This window comes from Variovorax sp. SRS16 (genome assembly GCF_901827165.1).
Classification (GTDB): domain Bacteria; phylum Pseudomonadota; class Gammaproteobacteria; order Burkholderiales; family Burkholderiaceae_C; genus Variovorax.
Genome location: NZ_LR594666.1, coordinates 726687 through 739276 on the forward strand (window position 1 = coordinate 726687; position 12590 = coordinate 739276).

15 protein-coding genes are annotated in these 12590 nt (G+C 63.7%); 10 read left to right on the forward strand and 5 right to left on the reverse strand.

The annotated features are described in order from the left end of the window. Positions 1 to 8 precede the first annotated feature (8 nt). The 5 genes from E5P2_RS03570 to E5P2_RS03590 form a co-directional block, all read right to left on the reverse strand. The gene (locus tag E5P2_RS03570; protein WP_162565785.1) at positions 9 to 263 is read right to left on the reverse strand and encodes an acyl-CoA-binding protein; all 255 of its coding nucleotides are present in this window, start codon (positions 261 to 263) and stop codon (positions 9 to 11) included. A gap of 60 nt (positions 264 to 323) precedes the next feature. Then, the gene (locus E5P2_RS03575) at positions 324 to 1154 is read right to left on the reverse strand and encodes a hypothetical protein (protein WP_174262637.1); all 831 of its coding nucleotides are present in this window, start codon (positions 1152 to 1154) and stop codon (positions 324 to 326) included. A gap of 11 nt (positions 1155 to 1165) precedes the next feature. Then, positions 1166 to 1840, reverse strand: a complete 675-nt coding sequence (locus tag E5P2_RS03580; protein ID WP_162565786.1) for a TetR/AcrR family transcriptional regulator — start codon at positions 1838 to 1840, stop codon at positions 1166 to 1168. A gap of 113 nt (positions 1841 to 1953) precedes the next feature. Beyond that, positions 1954 to 2466, reverse strand: a complete 513-nt coding sequence (locus E5P2_RS03585) for a phasin family protein (RefSeq protein ID WP_162565787.1) — start codon at positions 2464 to 2466, stop codon at positions 1954 to 1956. A 76-nt stretch (positions 2467 to 2542) separates the two neighbouring features. Then, entirely contained in the window at positions 2543 to 4291 is a 1749-nt protein-coding gene (locus E5P2_RS03590; protein ID WP_162565788.1) for a hypothetical protein, read from the reverse strand. 226 nt (positions 4292 to 4517) lie between these two features. Here E5P2_RS03590 and rfbB point away from each other — a divergent pair, with 226 nt between their 5' ends. The 10 genes from rfbB to E5P2_RS03640 are packed head-to-tail and all read left to right on the forward strand — an operon-like array spanning position 4518 to position 12562. Continuing rightward, positions 4518 to 5597, forward strand: a complete 1080-nt coding sequence (gene rfbB / locus E5P2_RS03595; RefSeq protein ID WP_162565789.1) for a dTDP-glucose 4,6-dehydratase — start codon at positions 4518 to 4520, stop codon at positions 5595 to 5597. Next, on the forward strand, positions 5594 to 6484 hold the full coding sequence (gene rfbD / locus E5P2_RS03600; RefSeq protein ID WP_162565790.1) for a dTDP-4-dehydrorhamnose reductase: 891 nt from the start codon (positions 5594 to 5596) through the stop codon (positions 6482 to 6484). The genes rfbB and rfbD overlap by 4 nt, the downstream gene beginning before the upstream one ends. A gap of 31 nt (positions 6485 to 6515) precedes the next feature. Next, positions 6516 to 7403, forward strand: a complete 888-nt coding sequence (gene rfbA / locus E5P2_RS03605; protein ID WP_162565791.1) for a glucose-1-phosphate thymidylyltransferase RfbA — start codon at positions 6516 to 6518, stop codon at positions 7401 to 7403. Then, positions 7400 to 7957, forward strand: a complete 558-nt coding sequence (gene rfbC, locus E5P2_RS03610) for a dTDP-4-dehydrorhamnose 3,5-epimerase (RefSeq protein ID WP_162565792.1) — start codon at positions 7400 to 7402, stop codon at positions 7955 to 7957. The genes rfbA and rfbC overlap by 4 nt, the downstream gene beginning before the upstream one ends. Positions 7958 to 7973: 16 nt before the next feature. After that, positions 7974 to 8672 (forward strand): WbqC family protein, encoded by a 699-nt coding sequence (locus tag E5P2_RS03615; RefSeq protein WP_162565793.1) that lies wholly within the window; start codon positions 7974 to 7976, stop codon positions 8670 to 8672. Further along, the gene (locus tag E5P2_RS03620) at positions 8669 to 9613 is read left to right on the forward strand and encodes a glycosyltransferase family 2 protein (protein ID WP_162565794.1); all 945 of its coding nucleotides are present in this window, start codon (positions 8669 to 8671) and stop codon (positions 9611 to 9613) included. The genes E5P2_RS03615 and E5P2_RS03620 overlap by 4 nt, the downstream gene beginning before the upstream one ends. Continuing rightward, positions 9610 to 10434, forward strand: coding sequence for a phytanoyl-CoA dioxygenase family protein (locus E5P2_RS03625; RefSeq protein WP_162565795.1), 825 nt, complete (start codon positions 9610 to 9612; stop codon positions 10432 to 10434). Before E5P2_RS03620 ends, E5P2_RS03625 begins: the two co-directional genes overlap by 4 nt. A gap of 13 nt (positions 10435 to 10447) precedes the next feature. Beyond that, positions 10448 to 11269, forward strand: coding sequence for a methyltransferase domain-containing protein (locus tag E5P2_RS03630; RefSeq protein WP_162565796.1), 822 nt, complete (start codon positions 10448 to 10450; stop codon positions 11267 to 11269). Continuing rightward, on the forward strand, positions 11262 to 11900 hold the full coding sequence (locus E5P2_RS03635; RefSeq protein ID WP_162565797.1) for a class I SAM-dependent methyltransferase: 639 nt from the start codon (positions 11262 to 11264) through the stop codon (positions 11898 to 11900). Before E5P2_RS03630 ends, E5P2_RS03635 begins: the two co-directional genes overlap by 8 nt. Beyond that, entirely contained in the window at positions 11897 to 12562 is a 666-nt protein-coding gene (locus E5P2_RS03640; protein ID WP_162565798.1) for an acetyltransferase, read from the forward strand. The genes E5P2_RS03635 and E5P2_RS03640 overlap by 4 nt, the downstream gene beginning before the upstream one ends. The last annotated feature ends 28 nt before the right edge of the window (positions 12563 to 12590 follow it).

Genomic DNA, 12590 nt, shown 5'->3' on the forward strand with positions numbered 1-12590 from the left:
GGCGCGCGTCAGCGCAGCGACTCGATCAGGTCCACGTAGGCCTGCTTGGCCTCGTCGGCGCCGAGGCCCTTGCGGGTGGTCCAGGCCTCCCATTTGGCGCGCGCGACGATGTCGCTGAAGCTCGGCTTCTTCTCGGTGTTGTCGCCGGCCGTGGCCTGCTTGAAGAGCCCGTAGATCTTGAGCAGCGTCGGGTTGTCGGGGCGCTCGGCGAGCAGTTTGGCGTTGGCCTGGGCGGTTTCGAACAGGGCGTTCAGATCGGACATGCGGGCATCGTCGTCAGGAAAAGGAGCCGCATCTTAAGGCGGCGCCGCCGCCGATCGAACTCAGTCGAAGAGCCCGGCGCGCGCCAGTTCCACGTCGAGCCGCTCGCGCGCATCGGCCGGCTCCAGCGCCGAGGCCCGCTCGTAGAGCCGCGTGGCCTCGGCCATGCGCGAATCGCCGTGCAGCATCAGCAGGCCGCGGCCGTACTCCATCAGCGCGCAGGCCGAATGGGGATGGAGCTGCAGCCCGCGCTCGAAGAGCTGGATGGCGGTCTCGGTGCGCACGCCGTAGGTCATGCGGCCCACCAGCACGCCGACCTTGTCGATCACCTCGGCGTGGAACGAGGCGAGCGCGATGTGCGCGTCGGCGTGGTGCGGTTGCAGCGCGATCACGCGTTCGAGTGCATTCTTGACCTTGCCGCCCAGGCCCTGCGCCAGCGCACGCGCCACGCTGATGCCCTGGCTGTAGCGTCCCAGCGCGTAGGCCTGCCAGTAGAGCGCCTGGCAGTTCTCGGGCTCTTCGCCGGATTGCGCGGCGGCACGTTCGGCCACCTGCCTGAACAGCGCCAGCCGCACCGCTTCGCGCGGCTCGAGGTAGTTGGCATAGATGGCCGTCGCCTGATTGGCGAGCGCGAGCCCGTCGTGGCCGTGCTGCAGGCCGATGGCGGCGGCGCGCTCGAAGTCGCCGCCGTGGTAGTGGGCCCAGCCCTCGGCCAACGGTCCGGGCGCGGGCGGCTGCAGGCCCTGGCCTGCGTGCAGCCGCGTCCATTGCGCGAGCAGCGAGGCGGCGTCGAAGCGGGGCACGTCCCGGTACGGGAGCCGGGTCCACGGTTGGGCATCGGCCGCCTGGCCGGCCGACAGCAGCGAGAGAGGTTGAAGATCCGGAGGGGGCATGCGTGGACGTGTCAGACCGTTGCAGGTTGATCTTCGCCGGAATAGGCATTGCTCAGCGTCAGCAGATGCCGCCGCTGTTCGGTCGCAAGGTAGGGCGCCAGCAGGTGCAGCGTGTGGTGCGCACCGCGCAGCAGCGCGCCCTGCGCGTGCGCGGGCTCCAGCGCCTCGCGCGGATTGCGCACGTACTCGTAGCTGAGCCAGTAGGTCAGCACCACCACCATGCTTTGGGCCAGCGGGTCGACCTCGTGCACGTCGATGTCGAGGTGCCCGGCGTGGCTCATGCCCGCGAGCAAGGCGCGGATGGCGCGCGCCTTGTTCTTCAGCACCAGCTGGAACTGGGTCTCGAGATGCCGGTTCTTGCTCAGCAGGTCGTTCAGGTCGCGGTAGAGAAAGCGGTAGCGCCAGATCAGCTCGAACAGGCTGTGCATGAAGAACCACGCATCCTCGACGTCGTGCACGCCTTCGCTTGCGTGCAGCAACTCGTTGAGCTCGGTCTCGTAGCCCTCGTAGAGCCGGTTGATCAGCTCGTCCTTGGCGGGATAGTGGTAGTAGAGATTGCCCGGGCTGATCTTGAGCTCGCCCGCCACCAGCGTCGTCGAGACGTTCGGCTCCCCGAAGCGGTTGAACAGGTCAAGCGCGGCTTCGAGGATGCGTTGCGCAGTGCGGCGTGGCGCTTTCTTGGCCATGTCGTAGCCCCTGGTTGTCTCTGGGGGCACTCTAGCGCAAGTCCCGGGCGGCCGGGCAATCGATGTCGAAGGTCGATGGCGGCCGGGGACAGTCAGGCGATGCTCAGGACGCCTCAGGTACCCGAACTGCCGCGCGTTGCGCGGCGCCGCAGGGGCTTGGCCGCGGCGGCATCGCTGGACTTGCGTGCCGCGGTCTTGCGTGCCGGTCGAGGCGATGCATGGCCCGCCGTATCCGAGCGCCGCAGCTGGGCTTCGAGGGCTTCCACGCGCGCCTGCAGCGCGGCCATCTGCTCGGCCGAAGGCGTGCCGAGCTTGTCCAGCGCGCGTGCCACGCGGTCTTCGAAGATGGTCTCGAGCTTGCCCCAGCCGCCCGCGGCCTTGGTGCCGAACTCGCTGGCGAGGCCGGCCATGCGGGCCTGCGCCTGGGCCAGCGTTTCCTCGGCGGCGCGCTGGGTCTTTTTCTGCACGCCGGCGCCGTCCTTCACCAGCGCTTCGAAAGCCTTGCTGCCTTCCTGCTGCATCTTGGCGAAGGCGCCGAGGCCGGCCAGCCAGATCTGCTGGGCCGAGTCCTTGATGCGATCGGCGGCCGCGGTGGCCTCTTCGTTCTTGGGGTTGGGCTTTTCCATGGATGTGATCTCGGTGGGCGAAGCATTCGACTTTAGGCCACGGGGCGGCCCATTGTTAGAGCGGGGTGCCCATGCGTCAGCCGCGATGCTGCCGCAGCAGCAGATGGAGGTCGTCGCGGACCCACTCGACCGGGGTCGTGAGGGTGCTCTTGATCTGGGTCCATTGCGCCGCGCCGGTCACTTCGGCTTCGGGATCGGCGCTGCTGGCGCGCAGCAGCGCAGAGCTGAACACGCCCAGGAAGATGAGCGCCACCATGACCGCGATGGCCGAGGCGGCCGAGGGCATCGCGGCGCTGGCCGCAGGACTTGCGGTCGGCCGCACGCCCAGGCGCTGCAGCTCGAAGTTTGCGCGTCCATCGCCGGCCATCTCGAACTCGAGCACGAGCACGCGCGGTGCAGGGTCCGCATTCAGGCGGATCGAGAGGTCGAGGCGCACCTTGGCTCGCACGCCGCCGCTCGGCATCGCCTGCACGTCGGCACGGTGTCCGTCGATCCAGGCACGCACGAGCGGCCGCCGTGCCGCTGCCGGCGCGGACAGCAGGCCTTCGACATGCGCGTGAAGAAAAGAGGCGCCGGCCAGGGATCCGGCCTCCAGCGGGATGACGACGCAGGCTCGTTCGCCGGCAGTCAGCACCCCGGCGCCATCGATCGTGCGCCAGCCGAAGCTGAGCCAGTTCCGCGCCGGTCCGGCGGCCCGCAGATCGTGGACCGCACCGAGCGTCGGCACGGGTGGCGTGACCAGCCCCGGGTTTTGCGCATCCCGCCCCCAGCGCAGGGCGAACGCGCGGTCCAGCGCGTCGTCCGGAAAGCGGGATGCGCGCGGCGGCATGTCGGACGCGCTGGCGACGATGCCGGCGAGCGCTTCGAGCGACATGATGCCCGGGCCGACCGGCATCCAGTCCGAGCAGCTTGCCGGCAGATGGCCGCGGCTGTTCCTGTCGGAGGCAATCAGGTGCACGGCCGGCTTCATGAAGTAGGTCGCCTCGTGCAGCGCGCCCGACGAGAGTCCGCAGACGAATTCGACGTTGTCCGCGCACAGCAGCGCGTAGATGTTGGCGTCGGTCCAGGCCGTGTTGGGGATCTGGGCCGCGAGTTCGGCGAGGTGCCGCAGGTCGGGCTCATAGGGGTGCGGCTTGATCACCAGGAGATCGACGCTCCGGGCCAGCTCCCGCACCGGGTCGAGCACCTCGATGGGGCGCGCGATCCTGCCGTCGCGCACCAGCGCCAGGTCGATCGCGCTCTGGCCGCAGAACAGCCCGACACGCAGCCCGCGATGGAAGAGCTGCGAGGCGCTGCGGCGCGAGAAGTAGCCGTGCGTCGCGGTGGCTTCGTTCCAGAACGCTTCCTCGTCGATGCGCCAGCCCGCGAGCACGGCTTCGATCTGCCGATCGTTGGTGCGCGCGCAGAAGGCCAGGTGCGATGCGAAACGGACCGGCGAGATCTCGATGTCGATGAAGGAGGCGCCCTGCCGGTCGACCCAATGCATGAGGGAGGGCGGCATGCCCCAGCCGATCACCAACTGGTTCGGCGTGAGCCGGGGCAGCAGTCCCGCGTCCAGCAGCGGCGCCAGGTCGGCCACGCAGGTGCGGGCCCAGCCCGCCGCGCTGCGCGGCAGCGCCAGCGCATCCATCATCGCGCCGACGTCGAGCGTTCCGCCTTCGGAGCGGGCATGGACCTCCCGGCACCGGAGGCCGAGCCGTCCGGCCGGCAGCCCGAAGGCCTTGAAAAGAAATTGCCGGTTCGCCGGATACGACGGCAATGCGTTGTCGGGCGAGCGAAAGAAATTGTCGACGAACACGATTTCGTCGAAGCGCATGCCGCTCATGGTTCCATCCTCGAAGGTCGGTCTTCGCCGTTTTTCACGGCTTTGCAATTTCGGAGCCGGCGCCGATGCATCGAGTTCCAGGCTTTACCGTTGCTTAACCAAGGGCCGCCTCAAATGACGCGAGCCTGACAATGCCGTCAGCGTGGCGGCCCATCCCGAGGGCGATGAGATAATTCCGCCCGATCGTCGGCGGGCGGTCGTTCATTCCAAACTGCAGGGAATCCGCATGATCCTCGTGACCGGCGGCGCCGGCTTCATCGGCGCCAATTTCGTACTCGACTGGCTCGCCCACGGCGATGAAGCGGTCGTCAACCTCGACAAGCTCACCTATGCCGGCAATCTCGAGACCCTGGCGTCGCTGAAGGACAACCCGAGGCACGTCTTCGTGCAGGGCGACATCGGCGACAGCGCCCTGGTCGACCGCCTGCTGGCCGAGCACCGGCCGCGCGCGGTCGTCAACTTCGCGGCCGAGTCGCATGTCGACCGCTCGATCCATGGGCCCGAGGACTTCGTGCAGACCAACGTGCTCGGCACCTTCCGCCTGCTCGAATCCGTGCGCGGCCATTGGAGTGCATTGCCGGCCGATGCGAAGGCGTCGTTCCGCCTGCTGCATGTCTCGACCGACGAGGTCTACGGTTCCCTGTCCGCCAAGGACCCCGCCTTCACCGAAGAGAACAAGTACGAGCCCAACAGCCCCTACTCGGCCAGCAAGGCTGCGAGCGACCATCTGGTGCGCGCCTGGCACCACACGTACGGCCTGCCGGTGCTCACGACCAACTGCTCCAACAACTACGGTCCCTTCCATTTCCCCGAGAAGCTCATCCCGCTGATGATCGTCAACGCGCTCGCCGGCAAGTCGCTGCCGGTGTACGGCGACGGCATGCAGGTGCGCGACTGGCTGTATGTCAAGGACCATTGCAGCGCGATTCGCCGGGTGCTCGAAGCGGGCCGACTCGGCGAGACCTACAACGTCGGCGGCTGGAACGAGAAGCCCAACATCGACATCGTCAACACGGTCTGCGTGCTGCTCGACGAACTGCGCCCGCGCGCCGACGGCAAGCCCTACCGCGAACAGATCACTTATGTGACCGACCGTCCCGGCCACGACCGCCGCTACGCGATCGACGCGCGCAAGCTCGAACGCGAACTCGGCTGGAAGCCGGCCGAGACCTTCGACACCGGCATCCGCAAGACCGTCGAGTGGTACCTGGCCAACGGCGAATGGGTGCGCAACGTGCAAAGCGGCGCCTACCGCGACTGGGTGCAGAAGCACTACGACGCGGCACCCGCAAAGGCCGCGGCATGAAGCTGCTGCTGCTCGGCAAGGGCGGCCAGGTCGGTTGGGAGCTGCAGCGCAGCCTGGCGCCGCTGGGCGAATTGGTGGCGCTGGATTTCGACAGCGCCGAGCTGCACGCCGACTTCAGCCGTCCCGAGCAACTGGCGGACACCGTGCGCCAGGTGCGGCCCGACGTGATCGTCAATGCCGCGGCGCACACCGCCGTCGACAAGGCCGAGAGCGAGCCCGATGTCGCGCGCAAGCTCAACGCGACATCGCCGGGCGTGGTCGCCGAAGCGGCGCAGCAGATCGGCGCCCTGATGGTCCACTATTCCACCGACTACGTGTTCGACGGCAGCGGCAGCGCGCCATGGCGCGAAGACGATGCCACCGGCCCGCTGAGCGTGTACGGCCGCACCAAGCTCGAAGGCGAGCAACTGGTGGCCGCGCACTGTGCACGGCATCTGATCCTTCGCACCAGCTGGGTCTACGCGGCGCGCGGCGGCAACTTCGCCAAGACCATGCTGCGCCTGGCCAAGGAGCGCGAGCGGCTCACCGTCATCGACGACCAGTTCGGCGCGCCGACCGGCGCCGAACTGCTGGCCGACGTGACCGCCCATGCGATCCGGGACACCTTGCGCGATCCGGCCAAGGTGGGGCTCTATCACGTGGTCGCCGGCGGCGAGACCACCTGGCATGGTTACGCGCGCTTCGTGCTCGAACAGGCCGAGGCCGCGGGCGTTGCGCTCAAGGCATCGCCCGCCGCGGTAGACCCCGTGCCGACCAGCGCCTTTCCGACGCCGGCAGTGCGCCCGCACAATTCGCGGCTCGACACGAGCAAATTCCAATCGACCTTCGGACTCCGCCTGCCGCCCTGGCAGGAAGGCGTCGCGCGCATGCTGCGCGAGACGCTTTGAGCTTCACGCAGACAGAGAAGACCAAGACAATATGACGCAACGCAAAGGCATCATCCTGGCCGGCGGCTCCGGCACGCGGCTGCATCCCGCCACGCTCGCGATGAGCAAGCAGCTGCTGCCGGTGTACGACAAGCCGATGATCTACTACCCGCTGAGCACGCTGATGCTCGGCGGCATGCGCGACATCCTGATCATCAGCACGCCGCAGGACACGCCGCGTTTCCAGCAACTGCTGGGCGACGGCAGCCAATGGGGCATCAACCTGCAATATGCCGTACAGCCGAGCCCGGACGGCCTGGCGCAGGCCTTCCTCATCGGCGACAAGTTCATCGGCAATGCGCCGAGCGCGCTGGTGCTGGGCGACAACATCTTCTACGGGCATGACTTCGTGCATCTGCTCTCCGATGCCGATACGAAGCAGGCCGGTGCCACCGTGTTCGCCTACCACGTGCACGATCCGGAGCGCTATGGCGTGGTGGCCTTCGATGCCAACGGCAAGGCCAGCAGCATCGAGGAAAAGCCGGTCAAGCCCAAGAGCAGCTATGCGGTGACGGGGCTCTATTTCTACGACAACCAGGTCATCGACATTGCCAAGGCCGTGAAGCCGAGCGCGCGGGGCGAGCTGGAGATCACGGCGGTGAATCAGGCGTATCTCGACCGTGATCAGCTCAATGTGCAGATCATGCAGCGCGGCTATGCGTGGCTGGACACGGGGACGCACGAGAGCCTGCTGGAGGCCGGGCAATTCATCGCGACGCTGGAGCATCGGCAGGGGTTGAAGATTGCTTGCCCGGAAGAGATTGCGTGGCGGCATGGGTTCATCGATGCAGAGCAATTGACGAAGCTTGCCGCGCCGCTGGAGAAGAGCGGGTATGGCAAGTACCTGAACCACCTTTTGGCTGAAGAGGTCCGGTCATGAAAGTGACGCCTACAGCGATTCCGGACGTGCTCGTCATCGAGCCCAAGGTGTTTGGCGATGCGCGCGGATTCTTTTTCGAGAGCTTCAATCAAAAGGCATTCGACGAGGCGATCGGGCGGCATGTGGAGTTCGTGCAGGACAACCATTCGCGATCGGCCAAGGGTGTGCTGAGAGGGTTGCACTATCAGATCAAGCAAACGCAGGGGAAGCTGGTGCGGGTCGTGCGCGGGGCTGCGTATGACGTGGCGGTGGACATTCGCAAGTCGTCGCCGACTTTCGGGCAATGGGTGGGGGTCGAGTTGAGCGAGGAGAGCCAGAAGCAACTGTGGGTGCCCGAAGGCTTCGCGCATGGCTTCTTGGTGGTGAGCGAGTCAGCGGACTTTCTGTACAAAGCGACGGACTTCTATGCCCCGCAGTACGAGCGCGCGATTCGCTGGAACGATCCCAAGTTGGGTATTCAATGGCCCGATACGGGTGCACCCCCGCAACTGTCAGCGAAAGATCAACAGGCGGTGACGCTTGAAGTTGCCGAGCACTTCGTTGAAATTAGATGAGATTGCAATCGACACAATGAGAAAGATCGCAATCGTTCAATCCAATTACATCCCCTGGAAGGGATACTTCGATCTGATTGCGCGGGTCGACGAATTCGTGCTGTACGACGACATGCAGTACACGCGTCGAGACTGGCGCAATCGCAATCAGATCAAGACGCCGCAAGGCCTCCACTGGCTTACCGTCCCCGTCATAGCCAAGGGCAAGTACACGCAAAAGATCAAGGACACCGAGGTCGATGGCACGGCATGGGCCGAACTTCATTGGAAAGCCTTCGAGCAAAACTACAAGCGCGCGGCCTGCTTCAACGAGGTTGCAGACTGGCTTGCGCCATACTATTTTTCCAGCGATGTGCCGACGCACTTGTCGGTCCTCAATCGCCGTTTGATCGAGGCGGTCTGCGGTTATCTTAAGATCGAGACCAAGATCAGCAGTTCGTCCGACTACGCGCTGAGCGAAGGCAAGACCGAACGGCTGGCGGACATTTGCGTTCAGGCTGGCGCCAGCGAATACTTCTCAGGTCCGTCCGCAAGGGACTATGTCGACGAATCGATCTTTGCGCAGCGTGGCATCGGCTTGCATTGGTTCGACTATTCGGGCTATGGCGAGTATCCACAACTGTGGGGCGAATTCACGCACGAGGTGACCATACTCGACCTTCTGTTCAACTGCGGTCGGGAAGCGCCGGGCTTCATGAGGTACATCGACAAATGAAGCTGTCCATCGTCGCAACGCTCTATCAGTCCGAGCCGTACATCGCTGAATTCCACCAGCGCGCGAGCGCTGCTGCGCAGGAGATCGCGGGTGAGGACTATGAGATCGTGCTCGTCAACGACGGATCTCCCGACCGGAGCCTTGATGTTGCGGTGCAGCTGGCTCACGGGGATTCGCATGTGGTCGTCGTTGACCTGTCGCGCAACTTCGGGCATCACAAGGCCATGATGACCGGGCTCGATGTGGCGATCGGAGACCACGTCTTTCTGATCGACAGCGATCTCGAGGAAGAGCCCGAGTGGGTCCAGCCCTTCTCGCGCCAGTTGGCCGAAGACAAGAGCGACGTCGTCTATGGAGTGCAAGCGGCACGCAAGGGCGGCGGCATCGAGCGGGTGACGGGAGCGGCGTTCTACAAGCTGTTCCGCTTGCTCACCGGCATTGCGCAACCTGACAATATCGTGACTGCGCGCCTGATGACCCGTCGATATGTCGATGCCCTTCTTCGGCATCGCGAGCGCGAGCTGAACATCGGCGGGCTCTGGATCATCACGGGTTTCCGGCAAACGCGTCGCATGGTTCAGAAGCGTTCGTCGAGCCCGACCACCTATTCGCTGTCGCGAAAAATCAGTCACCTGGTCAATGCGGTCACTTCGTTCAGCAGCCTGCCGCTGGTCTTTACTTTCTATTCGGGCTTGCTGATCTCGGTCACCGCGCTGTTCTATATCCTTTATCTGTTGTCGCGCTACTTCTCGACCTCGTCTCCACCAGATGGCTACACCTCGATCGTTGCATCGATCTGGCTTTTTTCAGGTCTCATCATTTCTTTCCTGGGCGTGCAAGGTATCTACATCGCCAAGATCTTCTCTGAGGTCAAGCAGCGTCCTTACACCATTGTTCGAGAGATCATTGCCTCGAATCCGGAACGAGGAGTCATTCGATGAACGTCCGAACTTTCGAGAATGTTCCATCGGGTTTCTATGGTGTCTTGCAGCAATCGAAGATCGACACGCCGCTTGATGAAGCCATCGAGCAGGTTCGTGCGCTTGGCTATGCGGTCATCGATGTCGAGTACACCGAGGAAGAAAGAAAGCACATCGCCAACGCCTTCGACATCGTTCGAGAGGGCTACATAAGGCACCACGGCGCAGCGCTGCTGCGGGAGATCGACGAATACAACAACATCCGTTTGCTGGTAAGCCACGGAGGCGGGATCTTCCTGCGTTTGGCCACGAATCCGATGCTTCTTCGAGCCGTGCAACAGCTCATCGCCGGAAAGTTCGTGCTCAACCAGCAGAACGGCGTCGTCAATCCCCCGAAGGAGCGCTACAACCAAGGGGCTTGGCATCGAGATCTGCCTTATCAGCATTTCGTATCGTCCACGCCGCTCGCGGTCAATGCGCTGTATTGCATCGATGACTTCACGCGAGAGAATGGTGCAACTTTCGTGCTTCCGGCGTCGCACAAGCTGGCCGCATTGGCTTCGCCAGAGTACATCCGTAAGAATGCCGTGCAGATCGAAGCGCGGGCCGGCCAAATCATTCTGCTGGATGCCATGGTTTTCCATTCCGGCGGATTCAACGGCAGTGACCATGAGCGACGGGCGATCAACCACGTCTTCAACATTCCGTATTTCAAACAGCAGATCCGCATCCCCGGCAACCTGGACGTCGCCGGACTCTCGCCCTTCGAGCTGGAGATCTTGGGTTTCAAGTTCCAAGAGCCTGCGTCGGTGGCCGATTTTCTTGCCGAGCGCAAGCGCTGAAGAAGAGGCTCCGATGGCATCCCCCACTTCGCGCAACCATCGCCCCGCGGTTCTTCCGCCCGGTACGCTCCTTCAGCTGATGTACCTCGAAGAGAGGCTCGAACCGCTTACGCCGGGCCGTTTCGTCGAGATTGGACCGGGCGCCGGCGAGATCACGCAGGTGTTGTTGGACAGAGGCTGGAGCGGAAGTTCTTACGATCTGGATTCCGGAACCATTGCCATGTTGGATGCGCGATTCGCTGAAGAGATTGCTCAGCAGCGTTTCGCCGCGATCAACAGCGACTTCCTGAATTTGCCGGCCGCCCAGCTGGAACCCGTTGACCTTGTCATCTCGTGCATGGTCATGGAGCATCTCGACGAAGCTGCGGAGGCTCGGTTCATGGGGGTCGCGAGCCGCATCCTGAGGCCGGCCGGCTTGATGATCGGTTTCGTGCCGGGCTCGCCCTCGCATTGGGGCATCGAGGACGACATAGCCGGGCACTGTAGAAGGTATACCCGATCCAGCTTTGCCAAGCTCACGGCGAGCAACCGATGGAGAATCCTGCACATGGCGGGCCTGACTTTTCCTGTTTCCAACTTGTTGTTGCCACTGTCCAACTATTTGGTCCGCAAGAGCGAGAGCGCCAAGCTGACGTTGTCAGCGCTGGAACGGACCAAGCAATCCGGGCGACGCGAAGTCAGTTTCAAGACGAAATTTCCGACTGTGCTTGGCATGGTCCTCAACCGCGTGACCATGAGTCCGCTGCATTGGCTCCAGAAGCTGTTTGCGCGTTCGGACAGCGCGCTCGTCCTGTACTTCGAAGTCAAACCGAGCGAGGAGTCAATTCATGGCTGAGTCCGAAAGAATGGGGATCCTGTCGGAGGTGGCAAGCTACTATTCGAACAAGCTGGACGAGCACGGCCAAAGTTCTCGCGGCGTGGACTGGAATGACGAGAAAGGGCAGAACGCGCGCTTCGAGGAGTTATGCCGTGTGATAGATGGCGGCCGACCCTACTCAGTGACCGATCTGGGCTGCGGCTACGGCGCCCTCCATGACCATCTGGTCGCCAAAGGTCACGACTTCAGCTATCTGGGTGTGGATGTCGCTGAATCGATGATTCAAGCGGCGCGCGAACGCCTGCAAGCTCGCGCCAAAGTGAGACTGCTGCAGGCGAACTCGGCGGACGACGTGAGCGACTACAGCATTGCGAGCGGGATATTCAACGTGAAGCTCGGGCGCACCGAGACGGAATGGCGGGCGTATGTGGAAGACACGCTCGACCAGCTCGATCGCGGCAGTCGGCTGGGTTTCGCGTTCAATTGTCTGACGTCCTATTCGGACCCGGAGCGGATGCGGGCAGACCTCTACTACGCGGACCCGTGCCAGCTTTTCGATCGCTGCAAGCGGCGTTACGCCAGGAACGTTGCCCTGCTTCATGATTACGGCCTTTACGAATTTACGATCCTGGTGAGGAAGCTCGCATGACCGAACGTCTCGTAATCTTCGGTACCGGCCAGATCGCTCAGCTGGCTCACTACTATTTCAAAAGTGATTCCCGATTCGAGGTGGTCGCGTTCACGGTCGATGCGGCCTACATGGACGCCTCGCGGTTCTGCGATTTGCCGGTCATTCCGTTCGAAGACATCGTGGACCGATGTCCACCCGGCAACCACGCGATGTTCGTGGCCCTGAGCTATGCAAAGCTCAATGCAGTCCGGAAGGAAAAATATTTGGCCGCGAAAGCCAAGGGCTACGCCATCGCCAGCTATGTGAGCTCCCAGGCGACCGTGCTCATTGACGGCCAAATAGGCGAGAACTGTTTCATCCTCGAGGACAACACCATTCAACCGTTCGCGAAGATCGGCAACAACGTGACGCTATGGAGTGGCAATCACATCGGGCACCATTCGGTGGTCCACGACCACTGCTTCCTGGCCTCGCACATCGTGGTGTCGGGAGGCGTGGTGATTGGTGAGCAATGTTTTGTCGGAGTGAATGCCACGTTGCGGGATCACATCACGATCGGAGAGCGCTGCGTGATCGGTGCCGGTGCGCTGATGCTCGCCGATGCCGAAGCCGGCGGGGTGTACCTCGGCGCCGCCACCGAGCGCTCGAAAGTGCCGAGCCACCGGTTGCGCGGCCTATGACGGGCGCCTGGAGAAAGCTCGGGCGGCT

Excerpts from the sequence above, each read along its gene's own strand:
- rfbC (WP_162565792.1), top strand. The coding sequence starts at position 7,400 with ATGAAAGTGACGCCTACAGCGATTCCGGACGTGCTCGTCATCGAGCCC.
- rfbA (WP_162565791.1), top strand. The coding sequence starts at position 6,516 with ATGACGCAACGCAAAGGCATCATCCTGGCCGGCGGCTCCGGCACGCGG.
- E5P2_RS03585 (WP_162565787.1), bottom strand. The coding sequence starts at position 2,466 with ATGGAAAAGCCCAACCCCAAGAACGAAGAGGCCACCGCGGCCGCCGAT.
- E5P2_RS03620 (WP_162565794.1), top strand. The coding sequence starts at position 8,669 with ATGAAGCTGTCCATCGTCGCAACGCTCTATCAGTCCGAGCCGTACATC.
- E5P2_RS03590 (WP_162565788.1), bottom strand. The coding sequence starts at position 4,291 with ATGAGCGGCATGCGCTTCGACGAAATCGTGTTCGTCGACAATTTCTTT.
- E5P2_RS03625 (WP_162565795.1), top strand. The coding sequence starts at position 9,610 with ATGAACGTCCGAACTTTCGAGAATGTTCCATCGGGTTTCTATGGTGTC.
- rfbD (WP_162565790.1), top strand. The coding sequence starts at position 5,594 with ATGAAGCTGCTGCTGCTCGGCAAGGGCGGCCAGGTCGGTTGGGAGCTG.
- E5P2_RS03570 (WP_162565785.1), bottom strand. The coding sequence starts at position 263 with ATGTCCGATCTGAACGCCCTGTTCGAAACCGCCCAGGCCAACGCCAAA.
- E5P2_RS03575 (WP_174262637.1), bottom strand. The coding sequence starts at position 1,154 with ATGCCCCCTCCGGATCTTCAACCTCTCTCGCTGCTGTCGGCCGGCCAG.
- E5P2_RS03630 (WP_162565796.1), top strand. The coding sequence starts at position 10,448 with ATGGCATCCCCCACTTCGCGCAACCATCGCCCCGCGGTTCTTCCGCCC.
- E5P2_RS03580 (WP_162565786.1), bottom strand. The coding sequence starts at position 1,840 with ATGGCCAAGAAAGCGCCACGCCGCACTGCGCAACGCATCCTCGAAGCC.
- E5P2_RS03640 (WP_162565798.1), top strand. The coding sequence starts at position 11,897 with ATGACCGAACGTCTCGTAATCTTCGGTACCGGCCAGATCGCTCAGCTG.
- E5P2_RS03635 (WP_162565797.1), top strand. The coding sequence starts at position 11,262 with ATGGCTGAGTCCGAAAGAATGGGGATCCTGTCGGAGGTGGCAAGCTAC.
- E5P2_RS03615 (WP_162565793.1), top strand. The coding sequence starts at position 7,974 with ATGAGAAAGATCGCAATCGTTCAATCCAATTACATCCCCTGGAAGGGA.
- rfbB (WP_162565789.1), top strand. The coding sequence starts at position 4,518 with ATGATCCTCGTGACCGGCGGCGCCGGCTTCATCGGCGCCAATTTCGTA.